Annotated in this window: 24 protein-coding genes and 1 pseudogene; 3 read left to right on the top strand and 22 right to left on the bottom strand. The window is 45.4% G+C overall.

The features are described from left to right. Positions 1–10 precede the first annotated feature (10 nt). From ftsY to L1028_RS27600, 12 genes are all read right to left on the bottom strand, one after another. Positions 11–1,009 (bottom strand): signal recognition particle-docking protein FtsY, encoded by a 999-nt coding sequence (gene ftsY, locus L1028_RS27655; protein WP_042187710.1) that lies wholly within the window; start codon positions 1,007–1,009, stop codon positions 11–13. A 172-nt stretch (positions 1,010–1,181) separates the two neighbouring features. Continuing rightward, positions 1,182–4,751, bottom strand: coding sequence for a chromosome segregation protein SMC (smc, locus tag L1028_RS27650; protein WP_234541171.1), 3,570 nt, complete (start codon positions 4,749–4,751; stop codon positions 1,182–1,184). Positions 4,752–4,922: 171 nt separating this feature from the next. Next, entirely contained in the window at positions 4,923–5,627 is a 705-nt protein-coding gene (gene rnc, locus L1028_RS27645) for a ribonuclease III (protein WP_042127220.1), read from the bottom strand. A 12-nt stretch (positions 5,628–5,639) separates the two neighbouring features. After that, the gene (fabF, locus tag L1028_RS27640) at positions 5,640–6,878 is read right to left on the bottom strand and encodes a beta-ketoacyl-ACP synthase II (RefSeq protein WP_234541170.1); all 1,239 of its coding nucleotides are present in this window, start codon (positions 6,876–6,878) and stop codon (positions 5,640–5,642) included. Positions 6,879–7,096: 218 nt separating this feature from the next. After that, positions 7,097–7,330 carry an acyl carrier protein gene (locus tag L1028_RS27635; RefSeq protein ID WP_036686493.1) on the bottom strand — a complete coding sequence of 78 codons (234 nt, stop codon included), beginning with the start codon at positions 7,328–7,330 and terminating at the stop codon, positions 7,097–7,099. 224 nt (positions 7,331–7,554) lie between these two features. After that, positions 7,555–8,304 carry a 3-oxoacyl-[acyl-carrier-protein] reductase gene (gene fabG, locus L1028_RS27630; protein ID WP_234541169.1) on the bottom strand — a complete coding sequence of 250 codons (750 nt, stop codon included), beginning with the start codon at positions 8,302–8,304 and terminating at the stop codon, positions 7,555–7,557. Between the two features lie 52 nt (positions 8,305–8,356). Further along, on the bottom strand, positions 8,357–9,280 hold the full coding sequence (gene fabD / locus L1028_RS27625) for an ACP S-malonyltransferase (RefSeq protein ID WP_234541168.1): 924 nt from the start codon (positions 9,278–9,280) through the stop codon (positions 8,357–8,359). A gap of 37 nt (positions 9,281–9,317) precedes the next feature. Continuing rightward, the gene (locus tag L1028_RS27620) at positions 9,318–10,307 is read right to left on the bottom strand and encodes a beta-ketoacyl-ACP synthase III (protein WP_234541167.1); all 990 of its coding nucleotides are present in this window, start codon (positions 10,305–10,307) and stop codon (positions 9,318–9,320) included. 8 nt (positions 10,308–10,315) lie between these two features. Next, complete coding sequence (gene plsX / locus L1028_RS27615; RefSeq protein WP_042187701.1) at positions 10,316–11,305, bottom strand: phosphate acyltransferase PlsX; 990 nt, start codon at positions 11,303–11,305, stop codon at positions 10,316–10,318. Continuing rightward, positions 11,289–11,885: a transcription factor FapR gene (gene fapR, locus L1028_RS27610; RefSeq protein ID WP_042127208.1), complete on the bottom strand. Its 597-nt coding sequence runs from the start codon at positions 11,883–11,885 to the stop codon at positions 11,289–11,291. Before fapR ends, plsX begins: the two co-directional genes overlap by 17 nt. Positions 11,886–12,309: 424 nt before the next feature. Next, a complete protein-coding gene (gene rpmF, locus L1028_RS27605; RefSeq protein WP_019911234.1) occupies positions 12,310–12,483 on the bottom strand; it encodes a 50S ribosomal protein L32 in 174 nt (57 codons plus the stop codon). 69 nt (positions 12,484–12,552) lie between these two features. Next, positions 12,553–13,065 carry a YceD family protein gene (locus tag L1028_RS27600; protein ID WP_234541165.1) on the bottom strand — a complete coding sequence of 171 codons (513 nt, stop codon included), beginning with the start codon at positions 13,063–13,065 and terminating at the stop codon, positions 12,553–12,555. Between the two features lie 175 nt (positions 13,066–13,240). On the opposite strand from L1028_RS27600, the gene L1028_RS27595 reads away from it, so the two are divergent. Continuing rightward, positions 13,241–14,479 (top strand): nucleotidyltransferase, encoded by a 1,239-nt coding sequence (locus L1028_RS27595; protein ID WP_234541191.1) that lies wholly within the window; start codon positions 13,241–13,243, stop codon positions 14,477–14,479. On the opposite strand, the gene L1028_RS27590 is transcribed toward L1028_RS27595, so the two are convergent. Then, a complete protein-coding gene (locus tag L1028_RS27590; protein ID WP_234541190.1) occupies positions 14,469–15,506 on the bottom strand; it encodes a SepM family pheromone-processing serine protease in 1,038 nt (345 codons plus the stop codon). The two genes, L1028_RS27595 and L1028_RS27590, sit on opposite strands and share 11 nt — an antisense overlap. A gap of 152 nt (positions 15,507–15,658) precedes the next feature. Here L1028_RS27590 and L1028_RS27585 point away from each other — a divergent pair, with 152 nt between their 5' ends. Then, on the top strand, positions 15,659–16,885 hold the full coding sequence (locus L1028_RS27585) for a nucleoside recognition domain-containing protein (protein WP_234541164.1): 1,227 nt from the start codon (positions 15,659–15,661) through the stop codon (positions 16,883–16,885). Here L1028_RS27585 and coaD read toward each other — a convergent pair. The 8 genes from coaD to L1028_RS27545 all read right to left on the bottom strand — a co-directional run bounded on the left by coaD (position 16,857) and on the right by L1028_RS27545 (position 23,176). Next, positions 16,857–17,375, bottom strand: a complete 519-nt coding sequence (coaD, locus tag L1028_RS27580) for a pantetheine-phosphate adenylyltransferase (protein WP_234541163.1) — start codon at positions 17,373–17,375, stop codon at positions 16,857–16,859. The genes L1028_RS27585 and coaD overlap by 29 nt on opposite strands. After that, entirely contained in the window at positions 17,359–17,967 is a 609-nt protein-coding gene (gene rsmD, locus L1028_RS27575) for a 16S rRNA (guanine(966)-N(2))-methyltransferase RsmD (protein WP_234541162.1), read from the bottom strand. Before rsmD ends, coaD begins: the two co-directional genes overlap by 17 nt. 725 nt (positions 17,968–18,692) lie before the next feature. After that, a complete protein-coding gene (locus tag L1028_RS27570) occupies positions 18,693–19,151 on the bottom strand; it encodes a DUF6773 family protein (protein WP_234541161.1) in 459 nt (152 codons plus the stop codon). A gap of 575 nt (positions 19,152–19,726) precedes the next feature. Next, entirely contained in the window at positions 19,727–19,831 is a 105-nt protein-coding gene (locus tag L1028_RS27565; RefSeq protein ID WP_234541160.1) for a YjcZ family sporulation protein, read from the bottom strand. Positions 19,832–20,381: 550 nt separating this feature from the next. Next, the gene (locus L1028_RS27560; protein WP_234541159.1) at positions 20,382–20,804 is read right to left on the bottom strand and encodes a hypothetical protein; all 423 of its coding nucleotides are present in this window, start codon (positions 20,802–20,804) and stop codon (positions 20,382–20,384) included. A 111-nt stretch (positions 20,805–20,915) separates the two neighbouring features. Beyond that, positions 20,916–21,200: a holin gene (locus tag L1028_RS27555; RefSeq protein WP_234541158.1), complete on the bottom strand. Its 285-nt coding sequence runs from the start codon at positions 21,198–21,200 to the stop codon at positions 20,916–20,918. Between the two features lie 20 nt (positions 21,201–21,220). After that, the gene (locus L1028_RS27550; protein WP_234541157.1) at positions 21,221–22,030 is read right to left on the bottom strand and encodes a glycoside hydrolase family 73 protein; all 810 of its coding nucleotides are present in this window, start codon (positions 22,028–22,030) and stop codon (positions 21,221–21,223) included. A 537-nt stretch (positions 22,031–22,567) separates the two neighbouring features. Then, positions 22,568–23,176 (bottom strand): pentapeptide repeat-containing protein, encoded by a 609-nt coding sequence (locus L1028_RS27545; RefSeq protein ID WP_234541155.1) that lies wholly within the window; start codon positions 23,174–23,176, stop codon positions 22,568–22,570. Positions 23,177–23,301: 125 nt separating this feature from the next. Here L1028_RS27545 and L1028_RS27540 point away from each other — a divergent pair, with 125 nt between their 5' ends. Further along, positions 23,302–23,682 carry a PilZ domain-containing protein gene (locus tag L1028_RS27540; protein ID WP_234541154.1) on the top strand — a complete coding sequence of 127 codons (381 nt, stop codon included), beginning with the start codon at positions 23,302–23,304 and terminating at the stop codon, positions 23,680–23,682. Positions 23,683–23,741: 59 nt separating this feature from the next. On the opposite strand, the pseudogene L1028_RS27535 reads toward L1028_RS27540, so the two are convergent. Beyond that, positions 23,742–23,852, bottom strand: a pseudogene (locus L1028_RS27535) (IS30 family transposase); the annotation flags it as partial.

Raw genomic sequence — 23,852 nt, 5'->3', positions numbered from 1 at the left:
TGGATTAAACTTACTCTTCCGATTCCTCTGACTCTTCCTCGGCAATTAATCCGGCAAAAAGAGCATGCACGAACTGCTGAGAATCAAATGGCTGCAAGTCTTCCATCTTTTCTCCGAGCCCTACGAGCTTCACTGGTAAGTTCATTTCCTGACGAATGGCTACAACAATTCCGCCTTTAGCTGTACCATCCAGCTTCGTCAAGACGAGCCCTGTTACCCCACTCTTTTCACCAAAAAGCTTGGCTTGAGTAAGCGCATTTTGACCTGTGGTCGCATCTAGCACCATCAGAACTTCATGCGGAGCACTAGGAATTTCTCTTTGAATAACGCGAAAAATCTTGTTGAGCTCTTCCATCAGATTGCTCTTATTCTGAAGTCTGCCTGCCGTATCGCAAATCAAGATATCTACATTCCGCTGCTTAGCCGCTTGAACTGCATCGAACATAACAGCAGCTGGGTCAGAGCCAGCTTGTTGCTTGATTACGTCTACGCCAGCACGTTGACCCCAAACTTCGAGCTGTTCAATCGCTCCGGCACGGAACGTGTCCCCTGCGGCCAAAAGGACTTTTTTACCCTCTTGTTTGTAACGATGTGCTAGTTTACCGATCGTAGTCGTCTTACCTACTCCATTTACCCCAACGAACAAGATAACTGTAATGCCATCCGGATTTTCCTTCAGGCTATTATCGTCATCGCCGCGCAGTAATTCCATGAGCTTACGGGACAAAATGGGTTGCAGCTCAGCTGCATCCTCAATTCGCTTTTGCTTCACTTCGGCGCGCAGATCCTCGACAAGTGTCATTACTGTATTAACACCTACGTCCGCACCAATCAAGATTTCTTCCAGCTCTTCGTAGAATTCTTCATCTATTTTTTTACGGCGGATAATCAGGTCTGCTACCTTCTCGACAAAGCCTTTACGGGTTTTCTCTAATCCGTCGCGGAATTGTTTGGTTACACTTTCCGTTTTGCCGGAAATGCTTTCTTTTAACTTCCTGAAAAAGCTCATTTGTTTCCTCCTAAAAATTTTGTATAGGAACTCTTCATTGGTTTAGCTTCGTACAAAACTTGCCTCGGAAGCATGTACTTAAGTTTTGTATAGGAACTCTTCATTGATTTAGCTTCGTACAAAACTAACTTCGGAAGCAGACACTTACAAAAAACATCATTTTGGCAAGCTGTTAAGCGATCTCTGCTTCCTCATCCTCTAAACGTACAGAGACAAGCTTGGATACTCCGCCTTCTTCCATCGTCACTCCGTAGAGCACATCCGCCTCTTCCATCGTTCCTTTGCGGTGTGTAACGACGATAAATTGCGTTTGTTCCGAGAACTCACGCAAATACTGAGCAAAACGTACAACATTCGCTTCATCTAGCGCAGCCTCTACCTCATCCAGTACGCAGAACGGAACCGGCTTCACTTGCAGAATAGCAAACAACAGAGCCATCGCAGTTAAGGCGCGTTCCCCACCGGAAAGGAGCTGCAGGTTTTGAAGCTTTTTACCTGGTGGCTGGGCCACGATATCTATACCTGTTTCAAGCATATGCTCTGGATCTAGCAGCATGAGATCAGCTCGTCCACCACCGAACAACTTCGAGAACACCGTACCGAATTGTTTACGGATGGCGTCAAAGGTCAGTTTGAAGCGTTTGGACATTTCATCTTCCATCTCACGGATGACTTGATACAGGGTAGTCTTAGCTTCGACCAGGTCATCTTTTTGTCCACTGAGGAAGGTATAACGCTCATGAACACGCTGATATTCTTCAATCGCACCTAAGTTCACTTCGCCCAATGCAGAAATACTGCGTTTCAGACGCTGTACATCTGCTTGTGCGGCAGGCACATCTTCGGGCACAGGATAACGCTGCTTCGCTAGTTCATAGCTTAGCTCGTAGTCATCACTCAGCTTACGAAGAATATTATCAAGTTCAACATCGAGACGACCCACAGAAACTTCAGTAGAACGCAGCTTGTCCTCCACGACTCTAAGTGCCTGACGCTGATCCTTGGTCTTGCCCTCCTCTAGTTCAAGCTTACGGGTTAACGCTGAACGTTCCGCCCGAGCTAAATCCAAAGTACCGGCTGTCTCTTCCTTCTTCAGACGATAACTATTCAAATCTTCTTTCTGTTTCACGGTTTCCAAAGCATTACTAGCCAAATCCTGTTCGATCGTATGTAACAGATTTCGATTCTGGCGCAGCTCTTTATCCTGTGAACCCGCATCCTGTCTTAAACGACGTAATTGCTCCTCCAGGGAGAAGATCTCCTGATCGAGCTTGCCTTCCGAAACCTTCATACTGGTCAGCTTACCTTGCAACTCTTCTTTAGCTGATTCATTCGCTTTACGCGCCGATTCGGCATTACGGATACCCTCATGAGCTTCCTTCTCTTCCTTCTCGAGACGTTCAAGCTCAGCAGAGGCTTGTTTCCGGGTCTCCTCAAGCGTACGGACCTCACTTTCAAAGCCACTACGTTCCGCGCCTGTGCTCTCCACTTGTTCCTGCACATGCCGAAGCTCCTGTTCAAGCTGCTTCAAATCGCCAGAAACACGTTGCTCTTCCAGTCTTTTCTCATCACCGTCACGGCGCAGGTCCTCTAGCTTCACGCTAGCGTTCTCCTGCTCTTCACGAAGTCTGGCAATGCCTTGTTTCAGCTTAACAATTTGACGCTCGCTCTCTTCGATCTCACTGCTCAGCTGATCCAGCTGGCGTTTACGACTAAGTAAGCTGTTGTTCTTCTTATGCTGGCTACCACCAGTCATGGAGCCCCCGGCATTGACTACATCACCCTCTAGCGTAACCACACGATAACGATATTGGCATCTAGCGGCGATGCGGTTTGCCTGCTCCAGGCTCTCAGCAATAACTACATTACCAAGCAAACTGCCAACAATACTTGCATACTTATCATCGTACCCAACGAGTTCGGAACCAATTCCAACAAAACCTTCAGCATCTTCCACCATTCCTCGGTCGCTACCGGAAATTTGGCGTGGCCGGATAACATCGAGTGGTAGAAAAGTAGCTCGTCCCAATTGACGTTGCTTCAGGAAAGATATCGCTTGACGAGACACGCTCTCATTATCCATAACCACGTGTTGCAGCGATGCTCCCAGCGCAGTCTCAACAGCCATTTCCAGCTTCTCCGGAACGGAGATGAGTTCAGCAACCGCACCATGCACACCGTTAAGCTGCCCTTTACGAGCTCCTTTGAGAACTTCTTTAACCCCAAGCATAAAGCCATCGAAATCATCCTGCATTTCTTTCATGGTCTCGTGACGGGAGACTTGTGCTTCCCGCTTCTGTTCCCACTTTCTCAGACCTGATTGCGTCTCTTCAATCAGCTTCTGACGTTTACTAAGTTGTTCACTTTCAGTAATATAAGCACCACGAAGATTGCTTAGTTCTTTTCCAAGCTGGGCAATCTTGTCTTTTAGCCCTTTCTGGCTAGCAGACAACTCTTCATGCCGTGCAGTCCATTTGCCGCTTTCTTCTTCACTGCGGCTCATACGGCGTTCCAGGTTCTCCTTCTGTTGATCCGCATAACGAATTTCGTTACGTGCATTCGCCATAAGGTTCATTAACTCCAGGAGAGCACTTTTCAGTTTCTCCTCCTGGCTCTGACTAATACCGTCAGCGACACCTTCGAGTCTTGCTTCTTCCGCTTCGATCTGTTTCCGAAGCTCAACAAGCTTAAGCCGGGATGCTTCGAGCTTTGCTTCTAAATCTCCAAGCTCACGTTGTCGATCCGCAGAACGCTCACCTACAGAACCTAATGTGAGCATTAACTGTTCACGGTTACTCTCAAGATTACGCTTGCGTTCCTTCAACACTTCCCCGTAACCTTCGCTCTTCTCATAAGCCTCACTATAACGGAGCAATTGTTCTTGCTGCTTCTCGATCTGTTCTTCTAACGCGCGCAGTTCAGCACGTCCGCTTTCCAGCTTGGCATCATGGGCTGAGACAACTGTAGATAACTCCAGTTGCTCATCCTTTAAAGTTTCGAGCTTAGCGTTGCCTTCCTGCCAAGCTGTGTGAATACCTTCAATCTGATGCACATAGACTGAAATTTCCTGATGCTTCAGTTGTTCCCGAAGCTCTTTAAAGCGAATGGCCTTCTCCGATTGATCCTTAAGGGGACCAATCTGATCCTCAAGCTCACTAATCAAATCGTGAATACGAAGCAAGTTTTGCTCCGTGTCGTCAAGCTTTCGACTTGCATCTTTTTTGCGCGATTTATATTTTACAATTCCCGATGCCTCTTCAAAGATGCCTCGCCGATCCTCGGAACGAGTACTCAGAATCTCTTCAATCCGACCCTGTCCGATAATCGAATAAGCCTCACGCCCGATACCGGTATCCATGAATAGCTCTGTGATATCCTTCAGTCGGCAGGATTGCTTATTAATTAAATATTCACTCTCACCACTACGGTGAACACGCCGAGTCACTGTAACTTCGCTGAAATCCAGTGGAAGCGTGTGATCCTCATTATCGAGCGTAAGTGATACTTCACCATAATTCACAGCTTTACGCGCGTCACTACCGGCAAAAATAATATCTTCCATCTTGCCGCCACGCAGTGATTTAGCACTCTGTTCGCCGAGCACCCAGCGTATGCCATCAGAAATATTGCTCTTGCCGCTTCCGTTCGGACCCACTACGGCCGTTATTCCGCGCACAAATTCCATTTCTGTTTTGTCGGCAAATGATTTAAAACCAGCTAATTCTATCCGTTTCAAAAACATACTTGCCTATCACCTCTGACCCATTATACCATAGCGTTTATTCGCCTAAAATAGCTTCAAAATGAAGCTTGGCTATTCTTTCGAAAAAGAGCAGCAACGGTCTGAGCTCCGCCTAAACGCCGGTATTCAGACCTTTGCTGCTCTCCTCCGCTTGTCCACATGATGCAAAATTCAGGCACCATCTTCTTTCAGATGCAACAGTGCAGCTGCTGCAGCCTGCTGCTCTGCTTCCTTCTTCGAGCGGCCGCTCCCTTTACCAAGTGAACGGTTAGTCATTAACACTTCAGAGACGAATTCACGCTCATGCGCGGGTCCCCGTTCTTCAATGATCCGATATTCCAACGTACCCATATTGTGCTGCTGAATTAGCTCTTGCAGTTCCGTCTTATAATCGGTCATCTGCATTTGCAGTTTCCCATCCGTCTCCACAAGTGGAAATACGTGATTATCAAGAAAAGACCGTACAGTTTCCAGCCCTTGGTCAAGATAAAGCGCTCCCACGAAGGATTCGAACACATCAGCCAGCAGGGCCGGGCGAGTACGTCCGCCCGTAAGTTCTTCCCCTTTTCCCAGCAGTACATAACGGCCAAAACCTAAACTCTCAGCGAACTTAACCAGCGAAGGCTCGCACACGATAGCGGCACGTAGCTTGGTCAGTTCCCCTTCAGGTCGATCTGGCAACAGATTGTACAAATATTCAGAAACCGTCAGCTCCAGTACAGCATCCCCTAGAAATTCGAGACGCTCATTGTCCTGATGCTGATTAAAACGGTGTTCATTCACATAGGATGCATGGGTAAAGGCCTGCTTCAGAAGCACAGAATCGTGAAATTGGATTTGAAGTTGCTGTTGTAACTGCTTCAGTTCTCCTTTCACCGCGCTGTCCCCTTACTGATTATATTTTTTTAGAATAACTGTCGCGTTATGTCCCCCGAATCCAAACGAATTCGACATTACAATATCAAGATCCGCTTTACGTGGAACATTTGGTACATAATCCAAATCACATTCCGGGTCCTGGTTGTCCAAATTAATCGTTGGAGCAATCATGCCCTTTTGCAAAGAGAGTCCGCAGATAATAGCTTCTACTCCACCAGCAGCACCTAGAAGATGACCTGTCATGGATTTTGTTGAGCTAATAGCTACTTTATAGGCATGTTCACCTAATGCTTTCTTAACAGCAGCCGTTTCTGATCGATCTCCTACAGGCGTTGAAGTACCATGTGCGTTGATGTAATCAATATCTTCAGGAGAGATACCAGCATCACGGATTGCCATCTTCATGCAGCGAGCTGCACCATCTGGATCCGGTTCAGTCATATGGTGAGCATCAGCGCTTAGGCCATAGCCGATTACCTCAGCATAAATCTTCGCTCCACGTTTCTCAGCATGTTCAAGGGATTCCAGAATCAAGATCCCAGCGCCCTCTCCCATAACGAAACCATCGCGATCTACATCAAACGGCCGACTAGCCTTCTCCGGCTCATCATTACGAGTGGACATCGCTCTCATTGCACAGAATCCTGCCATTCCTGTTGGACGAATGGTCGCTTCCGAACCGCCGCAGATCATAGCATCCGCGTCTCCACGTTGAATCAGACGGAATGATTCCCCAATGGAATGACTTCCTGTAGCACAGGCTGTCACTGTAGTCGTATTCGGTCCCTTTGCACCGAGGTTAATGGACAGCTGCCCAGAACCCATGTTAGCGATCATCATCGGGATAAAGAACGGGCTAACCCGTTTTGGCCCTTTTTCAAGCAACAGATTATGATTGTCTTCCCAAGTACCAAGACCACCGATACCCGAACCAACAGATACACCGATCCGTTCAGCATCGATATCTTCACCGATCTTAAGTCCACTGTCTCTCAATGCATCTTCACCGGCAGCCACTGCAAATTGTACAAAACGGTCCATTTTGCGGGCTTCCTTGCGGCCAAAAAGCGCCTCAGGATCAAAGTCTTTAACTGATGAAGCAATTTGCGTAGTGTATTCACTGACATCAAACGTTTCAACCATCGATACACCTGATTTACCGCTCATCAGATTATCCCAGAACGTCTCCAAGTCTTTCCCCAGTGACGTAATTACGCCCATCCCGGTTACAACCACTCTATGATTCAAACACAATCACCCCATCTATAGGCTGTATACATTATATTCAGTACTTATATACTGCAGATTATTACTATATGAACAGCGATCACCGCATCATTAAAGCTTCCGCGGTTCTGTTATAATCCCTATAAAGCTGCACATGGCAACCTTTAATACATCTTTAATGCTGTATAAATGAGGAGAAGCCCCGCCCAAGTTGGAACGGGACTCTCAATCATATGACTCTAGGTATGAGATTGTATGTACTTCACAACTTCACCCACGGTCGTAATCGTCTCTGCATCTTCATCAGAGATTTCCATGTCGAATTCATCTTCCAATTCCATAACCAATTCTACTACATCAAGAGAATCAGCACCTAAATCATCTTTGAAAGACGCTTCTAATGTTACCTCAGCTTCATCGGCACCTAAGCGGTCGATGACAATGCGTTTTACACGCTCTAATACATCGGACATCCGGTTCACCTCCTCTTTTGGTATTATACGAGATATGAGGTCAAAATACCATAGACCGCAAAAAACGCTTTCCTGATCCCTCACATTTCATCTTTAAAACAGTGTAACTTCTCCCAAGCGTAAACGCCTTCGGCGTCCATATAAGGACGGTAAGTGTTTAAGCGAGAAATATAAGGATAAAGTATAGTGTGAAACTTATACTTTCTTATATTTTAAAAGGAGAATTACATATACATCCCGCCATCCACGTGTAGTGTCTGGCCGGTCATATAAGCGGCGCCTTCTGAAGCCAGGAATACAACTGCCATAGCTATCTCTTCCGGACGCCCAAGGCGAGCTAGTGGAATGCCCTTCTCTAGCTCACTGCGAACCTCTTCAGAGAGCTCACGTGTCATATCTGTATCAATAAACCCAGGAGCGATACAGTTGACGGTGATGCCCCGCGAAGAAAGCTCACGAGCCGATGCCTTCGTTAAACCGATGACACCAGCCTTAGCTGCAGAGTAATTAGCCTGCCCAGGATTTCCTGTTACACCCACAACCGAGGAAATATTAATGATTCGACCGTAACGTTGCTTCATCATCGGACGTGTAGCTGCCTTAAGGCAGTTAAACACACCTTTTAGATTCGTCTCGATCACTTGATCGAACTCTTCCTCTTTCATGCGCATAATCAGGTTGTCCCTAGTAATGCCGGCATTATTGACAACAATGTCAATACGTCCCCAGGTATTAAGAACCTCTTTCACAAGGCTCTCGGCCTGTTCACTATTGCCGACATCTCCACGGAGTGCAATCCCCTCCGAGCCAAGCTCGGCAATACGAGCCACAGTCTCGTTTGCCGCCGCCTCACTTCCTGCATAGTTCACAGCCACCTTTACGCCGTGTTCTGCAAGAGCAAGCGCGATACTACGACCAATCCCACGTGAGCCGCCAGTTACAAGGGCTGTTTGGCCCCGCAATGCTGAGAACATAGTCTAATCCCCTTTCAATCATGATGCTGTTGTTTAAATGTTAAACCATTTCTTACAAAACAGTTTGGACACTTTCAAGTGTATTAATGTTGATTACTTTGACTGTTTTGTCTATTTTGCGGATGAGACCTGCCAGAACACTGCCAGAACCAATCTCAACAAAAGTGTCTACACCATCCGCAATCAACCATTCAATACTGTCCTGCCAAAGCACAGGAGAATACACCTGACGAACAAGCAATTCGCGAATTTCTTCGGGATCTGTTACTGGTGATGCAGTAACATTAACGATGACAGGTACATTTGGAGTATTGAAGGTTACTTTCTTCAGCTCTTCTGCCAAACGATCTGCAGCAACTCTCATCATAGAAGAGTGAAATGGTCCACTTACTTCTAGTGGAATCGCACGCTTACCACCTGCTTCTTTAACACGCTGCACAACACCGTTAACGCCTTCCTGAGATCCGGAAACAACAATCTGGCCCGGACAGTTGACGTTAGCCAGTTCTACAACACCACTTTCTTCAGATACAGCTTGGCATAATGCTGCCAGTGCCTCACGTTCAGCACCAAGCACTGCCGCCATTGCACCTTGGCCTCCTGGAACAGCTTCTTCCATGAAACGGCCTCTCAAGCGTACAAGTGTTATAGCATCTTCATATGACAACACACCCGCAGCTACTAGTGCACTGTATTCACCAAGGCTATGACCAGCAACATAATCCGGCTTCAAACCTTGTTCACGTAGAGCTTCAAGATAGGCTACGCTTGCTGTAAGAAGCGCTGGTTGCGTGTTTACCGTTTGCTTCAACTCACTGTCCGGTCCTTCAAAAATCAGCTTGCTTAGTGGAAATCCGAGAACTTCATCCCCTTTCTCGAACACTGCACGGCTCTTTGGAAGAGCATCATAAATATCCTTGCCCATTCCAACTGCTTGTGCTCCCTGACCGGGAAAGACGAAAGCAATTTTACTCATAAGTCTGAACTCCTTCCCGTATAACGGTCTTAGCTTCTTACCAGATCAATACAGATGCGCCCCAAGTCAAGCCACCGCCGAATCCAACCATCAGGACGGTGTCGCCTTCTTTCATACGTCCTTCTTCCGCCGCTTCAACAAGAGCTAGTGGAATGGAGGCAGCCGAAGTATTGGCATATTTATCAACATTGATCACACATTTCTCTGGTGGCAAATCAAGACGCTGCATAGCGGATTGAATGATACGAATATTCGCTTGGTGAGGTACGAACAGATCAACATCTTCCTTACCCAGACCAGCTTTAGTAAGCACACGTTCTGTAGCTGAGCCCATTACACGAACTGCAAATTTAAATACTTCACGGCCATTCATATAAATGAAATGCTTCTTATCTTCAACGGTTTGCTGAGAGGCAGGTAAGCGCGAACCGCCGGCTTCTAGCTTAAGCAAGTTCCCTCCAGAGCCTTCAGCACCCAGATCAAAGGATTGGAAACCACGACCTTCTGGAACCTCACCAATGATAACTGCACCTGCTCCATCACCAAACAAGACACAAGTATTGCGATCCGTATAATCTGTGATGCGGGATAAAGTATCCGCACCTATAATAAGTGCATTGTTGTACATTCCGTTCTGAATGAATCCAACCGCTGTAGCTAAGCTGTATACAAAACCAGAGCAGGCTGCTGACAAATCAAACGCCGCAGCGCCTTTAGCACCCAATTTATCCTGCAAAATGCAGGCTGTAGAAGGGAAAGCACTATCAGGTGTTACTGTTGCAATAATAATAAGATCCAAATCTTCGGCTTTCATTCCAGCGGAATCAAGTGCCTTGAGTGCTGCTTCATACGCTAGATCAGAAGTTGCCTCGTGCGGCGCAGCAATATGTCTCTCACGGATGCCTGTCCGGCTGACGATCCACTCATCGTTAGTCTCCACTATTTTTTCCAGATCGCTATTTGTCAATATTTTCTCAGGTACATATTTCCCAGTTCCTATAATCCCAACCGGTCGCAACTGTCTCATGTCGTCACTCACTTCCCGCTAATTTCCTTGGATATACTTGGCACAAGATCGGCTTGTAGAGCAATCCGCGCTTGTCTTACCGCATTCTTAACTGCATTTCCGTCAGAAGATCCGTGGCCCTTCACTACCAATCCGCTAAGACCGAGTAGTGGAGCACCACCGTGCTCTTTGTAATCCATTTTACCCTTTAGAGCTCTAAGCTCCGGCATCAGCATAGCCGCACCAAGCTTAGTCTTCAGAGAACGACTAAATTGCTCCTTGAGCAAAGAGAACAAAGCACCCGCCGTACCCTCAAGAGACTTTAGCAAAATATTACCGGCAAATCCATCGCAGACAAGCACATCGCAATTCCCTGTCAGTACGTCACGTGCCTCAACATTACCGATAAAATGAATGCCTGGCAAGTTCTCAAGCAGCGGATAAGCTTCTTTCGTCAGTTCGTTACCCTTTCCAGGCTCCGTCCCTACATTCAGAAGTCCCACACGCGGCTTAGCAATACCATGAACCTTGCTCCGATAAATGCTGCCCATCAGCGCATATTGTACCAGATGTTCAGGCTTCGCATCCATGTTAGCACCAAGATCAAGAGCCAGTACGCCAACATCGTCAAGCGTTGGAATCATAGGCGCCAGTGCAGGACGTTCAATTCCCTGCATCCGGCCAACTACGAGGAGTCCTGTAGTCATTAGCGCACCCGTGTTACCCGACGAAATCATAGCATCCGCTTCACCTTCACGCACCATTCGTCCAGCTACAACCATGGATGAGTCTTTTTTACGACGAACTGCCTTAACTGGCTCTTCATCAGAACCAATGACGTCTCCTGCATGACGTATTGTCAGATTAGATGGCTTGTCTTTGAGTAGTGGCTCCAATCTGGCTTCGTCACCAACGAGCACAATCTGCGTATCTTTCCATTCCGCGGCTGCGGACAACGCCCCCTCGACATTACATTCAGGAGCGTTGTCCCCGCCCATGGCATCAATGGCGATCAGCACTATGGTTACCCCCTTCACTGTGTTCATCATTTGCGGACCGATACACTATAAAATGGCCCTGAAACACTAGTTCTTCTCCGACATAGGTGAATACGTCCACCTCTGCTTTGCCACCCCTACCAGCGAGTGACCGCACCTGTGCTTTGGCAATACACTTCTCACCTAGCTGAACTGTGCGTACAAAACGTATATCGGCTGAAGCGGTCAGAGCAATTTCATCGTTGATTACGGCAACCGCAAGCGAGTTCGCTTGAGCAAACACATAGTGACCACGAGCGATCCCATTTCTAGAGAACACATGGTCTTCGCGAATCTCAAATATCGAAATCCCACTCTTGTCCAATTGTAAATCCACAATGTCTCCGATGACTTCATCCGCAGGCAAAGAGCGCACCTGATCATAGGAATGCTCTGCCATTTGCTTCATTCGTTCACGCAGTTCCGGTATCCCCAGCTCCATTCGGTCTAACCGAATCGTCTGAATGCTAACTTTTAGCTGACGAGTCAATTCCCGATCCGTTACAAAAGGATTACCTGCGATTATATGTAGCAGCTGTTGCTGACGTTCTTTCTTGGACATCCGCTCGATTGCGGCTCACCTCCTGGCACGTGCCAAGCATAAACGCCTTCGGCGTCCTTATGGACGATAAGCGTTTAAGCGAGAAATATAAGACATCAAGTATAGGTGCATAACTTATACTTTCTTATATTTTAAAGAAAGCATTCGGCCGCTTGAATGGCCGCTGTTATATTAGGTCAAATAACCATAAACATTATTTAGAACCAGGTACTAATATGTAGTATAAAGCATGCCGCACCAAAAATAAAGCATTGACTTCTGGGCGGCTTATGTTTGGATAAGCATAAACGCCTTCGGCGTCCCTAATAGACGGTAAGCGTTTGTGCAAAAAATATAAGGATAATGTATAGCGTGAAACTTATATATTCTTATATTTCAAAAAAAATAGTACCTCACCGATAGTGAAGTACTACTTATTCCGAAACTATTGTTTGATGATTTCTCTTGCTTTGTAAGTTCCGCAAACTTTACATACGTGGTGAGCCAATTTCAACTCTCCGCATTGTTCGCATTTCACCATGCCCGGCACAACCAACTTAAAGTGGGTGCGACGTTTGTCACGGCGTGTTTTAGACGTTCTACGTTGTGGTACTGCCATGTGTTCCACCTCCTTGTGATATTTCTGTCAGCCTGCTCCTCAGAGCAGAATGTGTTTTGTTGTAATGTTTCATTTGAAAAAGTCTTTCAACCCAGCGAGTCGAGGATCGATCACTGTGTTGTCGCAACTGCAGGTGCCTTCGTTCAAGTTCTGTCCGCATTTCTGACAAAGACCAAGACAGTCTGCCTTGCACAATACCGAATCCGGTAAGTGCAGTACGAAATTTTCTTCCACATAAGGAATAAGATCCACAACCTCATCCTTGACGTAAATGAGTTCCTCATCTTCGTCATCATCTGGAAGAACTGGCTGCTTAAGCCACTTGAAAGTCTCAGCAAAAGGAATGTTCAAATCACTTTTGACCTCCGTGAGACAACGTGAACATAACATGTCCACATCTCCACTCAGTTTCCCCACCACGTTCACACAATCGGCTCCCGCGGGCAGCGCTTTAAGGTCCACTGAGAGCGGAGCAACAGATAGAATATCCTTGCGCCCTTTGACTACCTCGCTGACATCCACAACATCGTGAATATGTAACGGTTCGTCGGCATTCGCTAATTTGCGAAAGTGAATCTGCATAACTTATCACTCCCAAACAAACAAAATTTATTATACCTAGTATTATATACCTTTGTCAACCATTTTCCCTTTATATTGTTTCAGGAATTGGAGAGAATTATGATATAACTATTAGTGTAAATCAAAATGACAGCTTATGCGAACAGATAATGGTTACATACGGAGGGAAGCAGCAGTGACAACGGTTGGAATAATAGCAGAATACAATCCATTACATAACGGACATGTCCATCACTTCACCGAAGCCAAAAGACTATCAGGCGCTGAGCGCGCCATCGTCGTCATGAGCGGTCCCTTTACTCAGCGCGGCGAGCCGGCGGCAGTGAGCAAGCAGGCCCGGACCGAGATGGCGCTACGAATGGGCGCCGACCTCGTCATTGAGCTGCCGGTGGCCTATGCCGTTCAACCGGCAGAATGGTTCGCCTTCGGAGCAGTCGCACTGCTGGAAGCGACCGGGGTCGTGGACAGCTTATGCTTCGGCTCCGAAGCCGGCACTTTGGGTTCGCTGCTTCCTCTGGCCAGGTATCTGGCAGAGGAAAGCAGTGAACTTCAGAGCGAGATCCGCCGCCGCATGGCGCTCGGAGCGAGCTTCCCCGCCGCGTACAGTGCAGCGGCGGCGGTGGCCTTTGAAGGGACTCTCCATGAAGAGGAGAGTCCCGGCGATGCTGGCGAGCTGCTGCGCCAGCCGAATAACAGCCTTGGCTTGCATTATCTCATCGCCTTGCAGCGGCTAAATAGCAAGATCGAGCCGCTAACTGTTCCGCGAACAGCAGCCGGATTCCATGATCCTTTGCAAGTTGGCTCATCGATCGCAAGCGCCACAGCTATTCGCAAGCTGCTGCAAGAAGGTGGCTCTCCAGCAGCATACATGCCGGAATATAGCGTGTCCATATTAGAAAGAGAGCATGCAGCAGGTAGAGGTCCTCTGGAATTGGAGCATTTCCGAGGTCCCCTCCGTCACCTGCTCTCTACACGTACCGCTGCCGAGCTACGAACCATCCAAGACATGAATGAAGGTTTGGAGAATAGAATCCTTCGTCTTATGCCTGAACTTGAGCAATTCTCTATCTCGGGTTTGCTTCAAGCTCTTAAGAGCAAGCGTTACACACATACACGACTGCAACGTCTCCTGCTACACATTTTGCTAAATCATACAAAGGAAGAAATGACCCCTTCTGTACTAGCTGAGGGGCCCGGTTATATTCGAATCCTTGGTTTTAGAGAAAGTGGACGAACTCTGCTTAAAGAGATGAAACAAAAAGCAACCTTACCCATCGTCATCCGGCCGTCACTGTGCTCCCATCCACAACTTGAGCGAGACCTTCAAGCCGCGTCTGCTTTTGCGGGAGCTTTTCGAGAACCTCACAGAACCGATATGTATCGCGATTTTTTGGAACCTCCGGTCATGGTTTGACCGGTAGTTCCTCCATATACTTCAGTGCTTCATCCAGTGTCGATACGGGTACCAACTTCATAGATGTGCTGATTTTATCAGCTTTCGTTTTGGCTTCGTCATAATTCTTAACAGGTACGAAAAAAATCTCCGCCCCTTCTCGATCCGCAGCAACAATCTTATGCTTCACTCCACCTATAGCACCTACCACACCCTCAGCGTCGATCGTGCCCGTTCCTGCAACCCTATGACCTTTGGTTAAATCACCAGGCGTTAGACGGTTGTAAATCTCCATGGTGAACATCAGTCCTGCTGAAGGTCCGCCAACATTCGTATTCACAAAACTGACCGCTTTGCCTTGTTCTTTAGGTTTTACCTTTTGAACTGCGGCTATAGTGACTCCAAAACCAGGTCGAACAGCAGTACCTTCTTTATCTTTGATCTCGACAAGTGTCACTTTTTCCTTTACTTCCTTACCGTTTCTTTGTAAAACTACAGCGACCTGATCACCGATTTTTTTTGTTGAAAGTAAAGTAGAAAGTGCTTCTGGATCTGGTACTTTCTGTCCTTCTACACTAATGATTCTGTCACCCGGCTGGAATTGTCCTTTATTACTGGCAACCGGAACTGAAAAAACATACAAATAATCCACAACATCCTCATACGGAATTCCTGCAGCATGATAGGCCGCCTGAACGGAGTAGGATTGAGAACTGTTCATATAAAAAACCTGCTCCGCAGCATACTCATCTTCAGACTTATCTCCTAACCGTGTTTCTTTCCGCACAACCTCTGAATTGGAGTTAAAAACAGAGGCGACCAGCAACGCTACATTAGCGTAACTAGCAGATACTGTAGTCATCATGAAGGTTCCTTCTTCAGCTGGATCAGCATTCTCCACTTTAATCATAGGTGCAATCTCAGATGCACTACCCGGTTGATATACAATGTACGGGGTGTTCATAAAAACAAATACATACACGATAACTACAAACGTAAAGAGGTAAGCTGTGGCGCGGAATCCCGGCCGATGCTTCAGCTGCTTCACTGCTCTTCCCTTCTTTCCCACGGCACATTTAGGATTTGAATGTTTGAACTTCATTACCGCTTCGACTAGTGGTTTGGCATGATGGTTGTCTACTCTGCATAAATTGATAACACATCCGCTATGCCTTAAGTTATGAAGAGGTGATTCTAGAAATGAACAATATTAAAATACGCCGGCTAGCTAATCGCTCCACACCTTTTCTATCCGGGGTGATCGCAATCCTGTTAGCCGTTGCCATTATCATCTCACCAGAGAGCACTTTTGAGGCTTCTCTCCAAGGGTTAAAGCTCTGGTGGACACTCGTATTCCCTGCACTTCTCCCCTTTCTGATGCTGTCTGAGATGCTAACCGCTTCGGGCTTCGTGCATGGTTTCGGAGTGCTCCTGGAACCATTGATGAAAAAGGTCTTTCGTCTTCCCGGCGCGAGCGGCTTCACTTTGGCGCTTGGAATCACCGCTGGATTCCCCGGCGGGGCCGGAGGTGTAATGCAGCTTCATAAGCAGGGCAGCATTTCGGACAAGGAAGCCGCTCGTCTTGCTTCACTTACACATTTCGCCAGTCCAGTAACCCTGCTCATTGTGATTGGTGTAGCTTTCCTACATAATTCTACAGCAGGTTACTTTCTGCTTGCTATCCACTGGGTTTCAGGACTTCTGGCCAGTTATACAGATGCTCTGTTAAATGGCCGACTAGACAATCCACAACCTTCTATAAAGGAAAACATGAATACCAAAAGGCCTTCATTATACAGTCGTGTCCAGCTTGCAGCCACTGAAGCCCGATCAAGAGATGGCCGAAGCTTCGGTAGACTCCTTGGGGAGTCAGTAGCTACAGCGGTGCAAAATTTGATGGTTGTGGGCGGTTACATGATTATGTTCGCCGTGGTCATCAATATTATTACTACTGTACTTCCTGCATTGCCAGCCGCTCTGCCAGCGAGCTTGCTCGAGATTCATTTAGGAGCCGACGCTATAAGCAAAGGGCTCTCAAGCATCGGAGCCGGATCATCAGGAGCACTAGGCTTGGCCTTACTTTCTGCTGCACTAGGCTGGAGCGGTCTCTGCGCGCAGCTACAGGTGCTGACGTTGCTTAAACAAGCAAATGTCCGATTCCTCCCCTATGCTGTCGTTCGCCTGATGCATGGCGTTTATGCTTTTTTATTAACACTGCTACTATGGAAACCACTTTTGGTAATAAGTGAAGCTGCTTTGCCTGCGCTCGCTGATTCACAATCCATACCAAACAGAACCATTAATGTAACTGCCATATGGAGCTCTTTTCCACAGTTGCTTAGTTTGCAATCTCTTCTACTTATCATCCTACTGGCATTATCCGCAGCGATATATCTCGTTAGTGCTTTTCGCCATCGACTCGATTAAATTTAAGCTTCATCGCCTGTTCCACCTCAGGCGTCACGAAGTCGGACACATTCCCACCAAAATGGGCAATTTCTTTTACAACGCTGGAGCTTAAATAGGAATATTTCGGATTAGTCATCATAAAGATTGTTTCCGCATCCGGATCCAGACTATGGTTGATGGATGCATTTTGCAGTTCATATTCAAAGTCAGTTACGGTACGAATACCACGTACAATGACTTGAGCATCTTTTTGACGAACATAATTGACTAGCAGATCCCTAAAGCTGTCGATTTCCACATTGGGAATATCAGCCGTTGCCTGTCTTAAAAGCTCTGTTCGTTCTTCAACAGTAAACAGCGGGTTCTTACTCAAATTATTAAGCACCGTTACGATTAAACGGTCGAATTGCTTGGATGCGCGCCGAATAATATCCATATGTCCCATAGTCACGGGATCAAAGGTGCCTGGATAGATGGCAACACGTTCTTTTCTAATTTGCTGACTCATTCTCTACCTCCTCACCAGTCTCGCTTTCCACAGAAGGATTAGCTTCATACTGATAAATAGAAATTGTCGTTTCTCCGTATACGGCCTGACGCAGCCTATAAAATCCTGGGATATCCTCAGGGTAGGCATAACTTGATTCATGCTCCAGAACAATGATTGCGTCCTCTTGCAGCATTCCTGTTTCTACCATAGACAGCATCAGCTCATCTCCGTGCTTCAATCGGTAGGGAGGATCTAGAAAGACTAAATCAAAAACGCGTCCCCGCTTCTCCAATGCACTGAGCGCTCTTCCTGCTTCATTTCGGTACACTTGCGCACTTGCTTCAAGATTAGTTGCTTTCAAATTGGCACGAATTGTGTCAATGCTCTTGGGATCCATATCTACAAATACGGCGCTTTCCATCCCTCTGCTTAAAGCTTCGATACCCAAACCACCTGTACCTGCGAACAAGTCCAGCACCGCTCCACCTTCAAAATATGGACCGATCATACTGAATACAGCTTCCTTCACCTTATCGGTTGTAGGTCTTGTTCCACTTCCTGGCACACTTTTTAGTGGTCTTCCTTTTGCACTTCCCGATACCACTCTCACCGTCAATCACCCGCTCTATGTCTCTGTTTGTTATACCCAAAAGGGCATAAGTCCACGCCTATCGTAACACATTTGCGCGATGAAATAAAAAATTTGTCTAGATATGAAAAATGGAAAGATCAAGACTATTCCGATAAATAAGTCTTCCTTATGTATAAGACTGGGCTTACAGGGACATCATGTAATTATCGACACCACAAATGTCGTAGACAACCGCGGAGCAGGCTTACGTTTCCCCATAAGCTCTTCGTCCGGTTTCTCCTCTCCCATGAAAGGGGCCCTAGAGATAGGGCCCCGAATTTATGTTTAAAGACATTAAAAGTTAATATTATATAGGTAATAATCAATACAAAATACTAGTTTCGGGTGATGTCCCTACTATTGCAGATGCTTATTGGCACAACGTTCCTTCGACTAACTTACAACTCAAATAAGCCCCGTTAACCAATTAAGGTTGACGAGGCTTTTAATAATCCCTAACGATTGGAAGTTACATATGTTCGTACCTATAACTTATTCGCATATACTACGGAGCAAACATTTATATATTTTCCGAATTAGGATCCAAGCACTTCATGATGGAACCGCTACACAAGCCATAACGCAATTCAGTAACGTCTATCGGTTGTGTATTATGCACGAAATTTAAACCTTTGACAACAAATTACTCATCAATAATGGCGGGCTCGATGCTTCTGTTATAAATAAATCTAAAAAAAACTGTTTCAGCATTCCATATCATCATCCGCGCTTAATTCATCATCGATTTGCAGTTGTCTTTTTTTGTTTATATTCCGTAACACAAGATGTGTAAGAAAATGAACAATTGTAACAGCAACAAAGATTAAAATCATATTCCACACTTTTCTTTCTCCCGCCAAAATGATAAGCAACGAAACACAAATCCCACCTGAAATAATACTGTTAATGAGCAGCTTTTTGTTAGTTTGACTTGAGGAATCCCAAATATCAACACCCACAGACAAGTTCCGTATTCTTATATATATTCCAATACCAATCAAACACAAAAACTCAACTGCAAATTGTGCAATCGGAGCATTCATTATGAATTGTTGAATCAATATTGAAATCATCAAACAATTTACTAATATTTGATAAGCATCACTTTGAATCATTCTTCTTTGAGATACAATTCGTTCATCATTAATTTTACTTTTTTTCATTTTTATCCCTCCCTTATTCTCAATTATAATATATTTATTACATAATGCAATTTATATATTGCATTTATTTGTGAATAATAAGCAAACTCACACAATAAGTTTGCTAAAGGGTATGTCAAACATAAAAGGACCGCCTTTCGGCAGCCCTTAAGTAGACACTCACTTCACGAATTTCTCAATAAACGCATTAACTACGCTCTCATATTGAACCGGATCCATGTGGAAAGCTTCACCATGAACACGACCAAATTCTTCACCTATGAGAAGACCTCCTTCGTATTTTAGAATACACCACAGGATATGTATTAACCCCCTCGAACGATTAAAAATATAACCCCGCCAGCTGCGCGAGGTTAGTGTAGAGATGTCTAATCAGAAACTAAAATGCCGTCAAAGCTTTCTGGACCCACACGAACTGTCTGAGAAGATAAGTAGAGCTGTGTAAGTGAGTTGATGGGTAATCGCTGGCAAGAAATCAACATAACTAAGTACTAATCCATATTATCAAATTAAGACAACACCATAAAAAAAGCCTACTTCCAGCACAAATGCTAGAAGCAGACTTTGTTTGATCTCTAGAAAATGCATGCGCACGAAATAATTACTAACAAGATGAACAACACTAAGATTGCGCTTGTAGAAGTAAAAGCACCGCCGACACGACCAAATTCTTCACCCATGAGAAGACCTCCTTCGTATTTTAGAATACACCACAGGATATGTGTTAACCCCCTCGAAAGATTGGGTGAACGGTTAAAAATATAACCCCACCAACTGCGCGAGGTTAGTGTAAAGATGCCTAATCAGAAACTAAAATGCCGTCAAAGCTTTCTGGACCCACACGAACTGTGCTGAGAAGATTAGTAGAGCTGTGTAAGTGAGTTGAGGGGTAATCGCTGGCAAGAAATCAACATAACTAGTACTAATCCATATTATCAAATTAAGACAACACCATAAAAAAAGCCTACTTCCAGCACAAATGCTAGAAGCAGACTTTGTTTGATCTCTAGAAAATGCATGCGCACGAAATAATTACTAACAAGATGAACAACACTAAGATTGCGCTTGTATTAGTAAAAACGCCACCAACCCCACCAAATTCTGCACCCATGAGAAGACCTCCTCCGTATTTTAGAATACACCACAGGATATGTATTAATCCCCTAAGAAGATTGGGCGAACGGTTAAAAATAAAACCCCGCAAACTGCGCGAGGTCAGTGTAAAGATGTCTAATCAGAAACTAAAATAGCGTCAAAGCTTTCTGGACCCACACGAACTGTGCCGAGAGTATCAGATGAAACAAATGCTGTATAAGTGAGTTGAGGTGTGATCGCAGGTAAGAAATCGTCTGCTGAAAAGGTTATGACTTGCGGAGCCAATATACTTAGACCAAAAGTTGAAGTAGCAGAATATATTAGCGGATCGGTTGGCAAGGTCCCTCTTACAATCGTAATTGTGATTCCTACTAAAGCCAAAGGAAGCGTTACAGAGATCGTTCCTTTAAGCAGCACACGCGGATTTGTTGTCACTCCAGCAGTCAACAACCCAATCTGTCCAAACAGTTGTGGAGCATTTAGAACGGTTATAGGAATAGATATAGAGTTGGCGAGGCTGGCATTTTGTGACGTTCTTCCATCAAGATAAGTTCCCATCGTTGCACCCCCTTTATAATTGACATAAGATAATATATTAGGGTTCTCGATAGATTGCATAGTCACAATACCTGTATAAAACGATTGTTTTATATACCTCATAGACTGAGTCTATTTATCATCTATTTTCGTACCATCCCTTTTGTTAAAAGCAAGCTCAAATAACCCCGTCGCCGAAAGTCCTGCTAGCCCTCCAGCCCATAGTCGCAGTATCAGATTCATATCAGTGAACGGATAGGCCACTGCTCCAACCAGCAAGCCAATAGCTAATCCAACAACCGGTACAATGTTCCGCGGAAGTTTCACGCTATTCTTCACAAGTTGAACAAGTGCCATTACAAAAACAGCCAGCACGGAAGCAAAGGCAAGCACACTGTTGAGAGCATCATTATACATGGTGTTTAACCCTCCTTATTTCATTTTCCACTTCCAGGAGCAAGTAAGCCTGCACGGTTCAGCACTGTTATTATGCGATAGAAGTCATAACTGCCACCTGACGGTGTATCTAGCAGCCCTGCAGCACTCGCTGCCTTTACTGCCGCTTCAGCCCATGAGGGTACATTCATCACTGCTCGGCCTTCGATTAAAGTCACACGATCCGAAAGCTTAGTAATCGACTGACCTTGTACCTGCATACCTGTTTTTAGCGTATCCTTGCTATCCGTAAGGCTTACAATAAGAGCACGCAATTCCTTTATTTCCGTTTCCAGACTAGCGAGCCTTTGTTTATCCTCTGCCGACATTTCGTCATCACCTTCCTTCGCTTCATCATCATATTTATACAGATTGTAGGTATTCATGATTTGGATTAGCTTTACTGCATAGTTTGGGTCGGTAGCATAACCAGCGGCAGCAATCTCTTGTGCGGCTACCTTGCCACTAGCACCAAGTACCTTGCTGTAAAGATTACGATTCCACGAAACACCATTCACAATCAACGCGGAATGATCCGCGACAGATTCTCCCCAGTTGTTATAGGCCCGAAAAGGAGCTTCTACTTTAACAGCTTTACCATTAATATATTCAGTAGTTTGCACAGTAATACTACCGGCTGGTCCGCTACCTTTAATCCCAAACAAATTGTCGGCCTTAACAGTCAATCCGCTGCTGCCAAAGCCCGATTCCAGCGCCGCTTGAGCGATCGTTAGCGATGCCGGAACCTTACTGATCTGCATGTCCTTCACAGCAAAATTTGCAATCTTCGCCACAAACTCGGTCTCCGTCATTTCATCACTTCCTCTCCTTTTATTAAATGCTGAGCATAATGAAATGCTTGTGCATATCCCTACTAATAGAGCGTCATTGCTAGATTCCATTCAAAATAAACGTCAAAACACGCGCCCAAAGAGCGCGTGTTAGTATTTGATAATTCAACTCACATAGGGCTATTGGTCCTGCTCACATGAGCATTTTTCTTCTCGTAGATTCATAATATGTAATTATAAGTAAAATTGTCTTGAAGTTTCATTAAAAATAGCGTAACATATAGTATTAATTGACTATATAGGAGGGTCTAATAGACTATGCCTTCATATTACTTTAGAGAACTATGGACACCCTTACGCTGGGTAGGCATTAAATTTTTCCGTGATGACGAAGGTTTTCTTTGGATTAAATGGTGGGCCAAACCCAGAAAAAAACTGCGTTAACCGTTAAAAAAGTAAATATACATAAGTAGTTTCATACAATGTGCATATGTATTTCTTGATAACAATCTAAAGGGGCATCAACCGCTACAACATTAGCAGCTGATGCCCCTATTCCTAATTTCCTACCTTAGCCCCAAAAGAGCGTGCTAACATTACAGCCTGATCTATATCCATACGAACACCTTGCAGGTCTAAACTTTTTAAATCAATTCCCTCAACAACAGCGTCCCGTAGGTCAGCCCCCTTAAGCTTGCATTGAGACAGCTGTACACGGCTCAGATCAGCCCCTCGAAGATCACTTTTCTGCAAATTACAGCCCATTAGATCGGCTTCTGTAAATCGAATCCCGCGCAGATCCTGTCTGCTGAGATTAGTGTGTCTCAAGTTCGTGTAGGACCAGTCCCCGCCGATAAGTGTGATCCCATCCAAATAAGCATTTGAGAAATCAGATCCTACCATTTTACAATCTTCAAATTTCGATACGAACAGATTCGCACCTGTGAACTTACAGTTAGTAAAAGCCGAGCCTTTATGGTGTGATGCATTGAGCATGGCTCCAGTAAAATCGCAATCTATAAATCGGCAACCGATGGAAGTCATCTCTTCCATAGAGCTTCCCTTGAAGGAACACTGCTCAAATGTACAGTTATTCAGTTCCCCATCCTGTAGACTTCCTTGGTCAAAATTGTGTTTTTGGAACGTTTCATTAAGGTATTGGTACATGTTAAGTCTCATCACCTTCATTAGGTTGTTAAATAAATTTATTCTTATTAAAAATAGCACTTTAGTAGATTGTTCTCAACAATCTCTTTCGATATAATTGCAAATAAACGATATGGAGGGAAATTATGGATGTGTCCAGCAGGAAAGAACCATTCCGCTATGTAATGAACCAGCCGCTTGAATGCTGGATTGAAGTTCCAATAAGTAGTAGTGGCCCAGGCGCCGGAAAGCTAACAGAGGCTGTGTTGCTTGATCTTAGCCGATCTGGCTGTAAAGTGCGCACCCCTCTAAATCTTCGATTCACGGCGGGCGATACAAAGCTAGTGATTCATCTTCAATTAAACGAAGAAAAGCTTCAGCTCGTAGGTAGCGTTCGTTGGGGCTGGATGTTCGGACTCGGCCAGTACCAATATGGAGTTAAACTTAAATTGAACGAGGACGAAGAAGATCGGTTACATAGAGAACTTGATATATGGACAGCCTCTCTAAATGTAGAGGGCCTGTAGAATTCTACATAACAGATGCCTTTCTCATGGAAAGGCGTCTTTTTTTACATGACGGATTGTCAAGCTAAGTGCGACACATGGTCCATGAAAGATTCATGAGCAGATTTCCAGCCTAAGCATTTTCGTGGACGATGGTTAATGAGATGTAAGGCATGAGCTAGTTCCTGATC

Origin of the sequence: Paenibacillus pseudetheri, from assembly GCF_924513355.1 — a bacterium.
GTDB classification, from domain to species: domain Bacteria; phylum Bacillota; class Bacilli; order Paenibacillales; family Paenibacillaceae; genus Paenibacillus_AQ; species Paenibacillus_AQ pseudetheri.
The sequence above is the reverse complement of the archived record's forward strand: the minus strand, read 5'-3'. Positions and strand labels throughout refer to the sequence as shown.

Bases quoted from the DNA above. Each gene is read 5' to 3' on its own strand.
- fabG (WP_234541169.1), bottom strand. From the start codon at position 8,304: ATGTTCTCAGCATTGCGGGGCCAAACAGCCCTTGTAACTGGCGGCTCA.
- L1028_RS27555 (WP_234541158.1), bottom strand. From the start codon at position 21,200: ATGTATAATGATGCTCTCAACAGTGTGCTTGCCTTTGCTTCCGTGCTG.
- smc (WP_234541171.1), bottom strand. From the start codon at position 4,751: ATGTTTTTGAAACGGATAGAATTAGCTGGTTTTAAATCATTTGCCGAC.
- L1028_RS27635 (WP_036686493.1), bottom strand. From the start codon at position 7,330: ATGTCCGATGTATTAGAGCGTGTAAAACGCATTGTCATCGACCGCTTA.
- L1028_RS27570 (WP_234541161.1), bottom strand. From the start codon at position 19,151: ATGAAAAAAAGTAAAATTAATGATGAACGAATTGTATCTCAAAGAAGA.
- L1028_RS27585 (WP_234541164.1), top strand. From the start codon at position 15,659: ATGAACAATATTAAAATACGCCGGCTAGCTAATCGCTCCACACCTTTT.
- L1028_RS27620 (WP_234541167.1), bottom strand. From the start codon at position 10,307: ATGAGACAGTTGCGACCGGTTGGGATTATAGGAACTGGGAAATATGTA.
- L1028_RS27565 (WP_234541160.1), bottom strand. From the start codon at position 19,831: ATGGGTGAAGAATTTGGTCGTGTCGGCGGTGCTTTTACTTCTACAAGC.
- L1028_RS27600 (WP_234541165.1), bottom strand. From the start codon at position 13,065: ATGCAGATTCACTTTCGCAAATTAGCGAATGCCGACGAACCGTTACAT.
- rpmF (WP_019911234.1), bottom strand. From the start codon at position 12,483: ATGGCAGTACCACAACGTAGAACGTCTAAAACACGCCGTGACAAACGT.
- coaD (WP_234541163.1), bottom strand. From the start codon at position 17,375: ATGAGTCAGCAAATTAGAAAAGAACGTGTTGCCATCTATCCAGGCACC.
- ftsY (WP_042187710.1), bottom strand. From the start codon at position 1,009: ATGAGCTTTTTCAGGAAGTTAAAAGAAAGCATTTCCGGCAAAACGGAA.
- fapR (WP_042127208.1), bottom strand. From the start codon at position 11,885: ATGTCCAAGAAAGAACGTCAGCAACAGCTGCTACATATAATCGCAGGT.
- L1028_RS27550 (WP_234541157.1), bottom strand. From the start codon at position 22,030: ATGACGGAGACCGAGTTTGTGGCGAAGATTGCAAATTTTGCTGTGAAG.
- fabD (WP_234541168.1), bottom strand. From the start codon at position 9,280: ATGAGTAAAATTGCTTTCGTCTTTCCCGGTCAGGGAGCACAAGCAGTT.
- L1028_RS27560 (WP_234541159.1), bottom strand. From the start codon at position 20,804: ATGGGAACTTATCTTGATGGAAGAACGTCACAAAATGCCAGCCTCGCC.
- L1028_RS27540 (WP_234541154.1), top strand. From the start codon at position 23,302: ATGGATGTGTCCAGCAGGAAAGAACCATTCCGCTATGTAATGAACCAG.
- L1028_RS27545 (WP_234541155.1), bottom strand. From the start codon at position 23,176: ATGTACCAATACCTTAATGAAACGTTCCAAAAACACAATTTTGACCAA.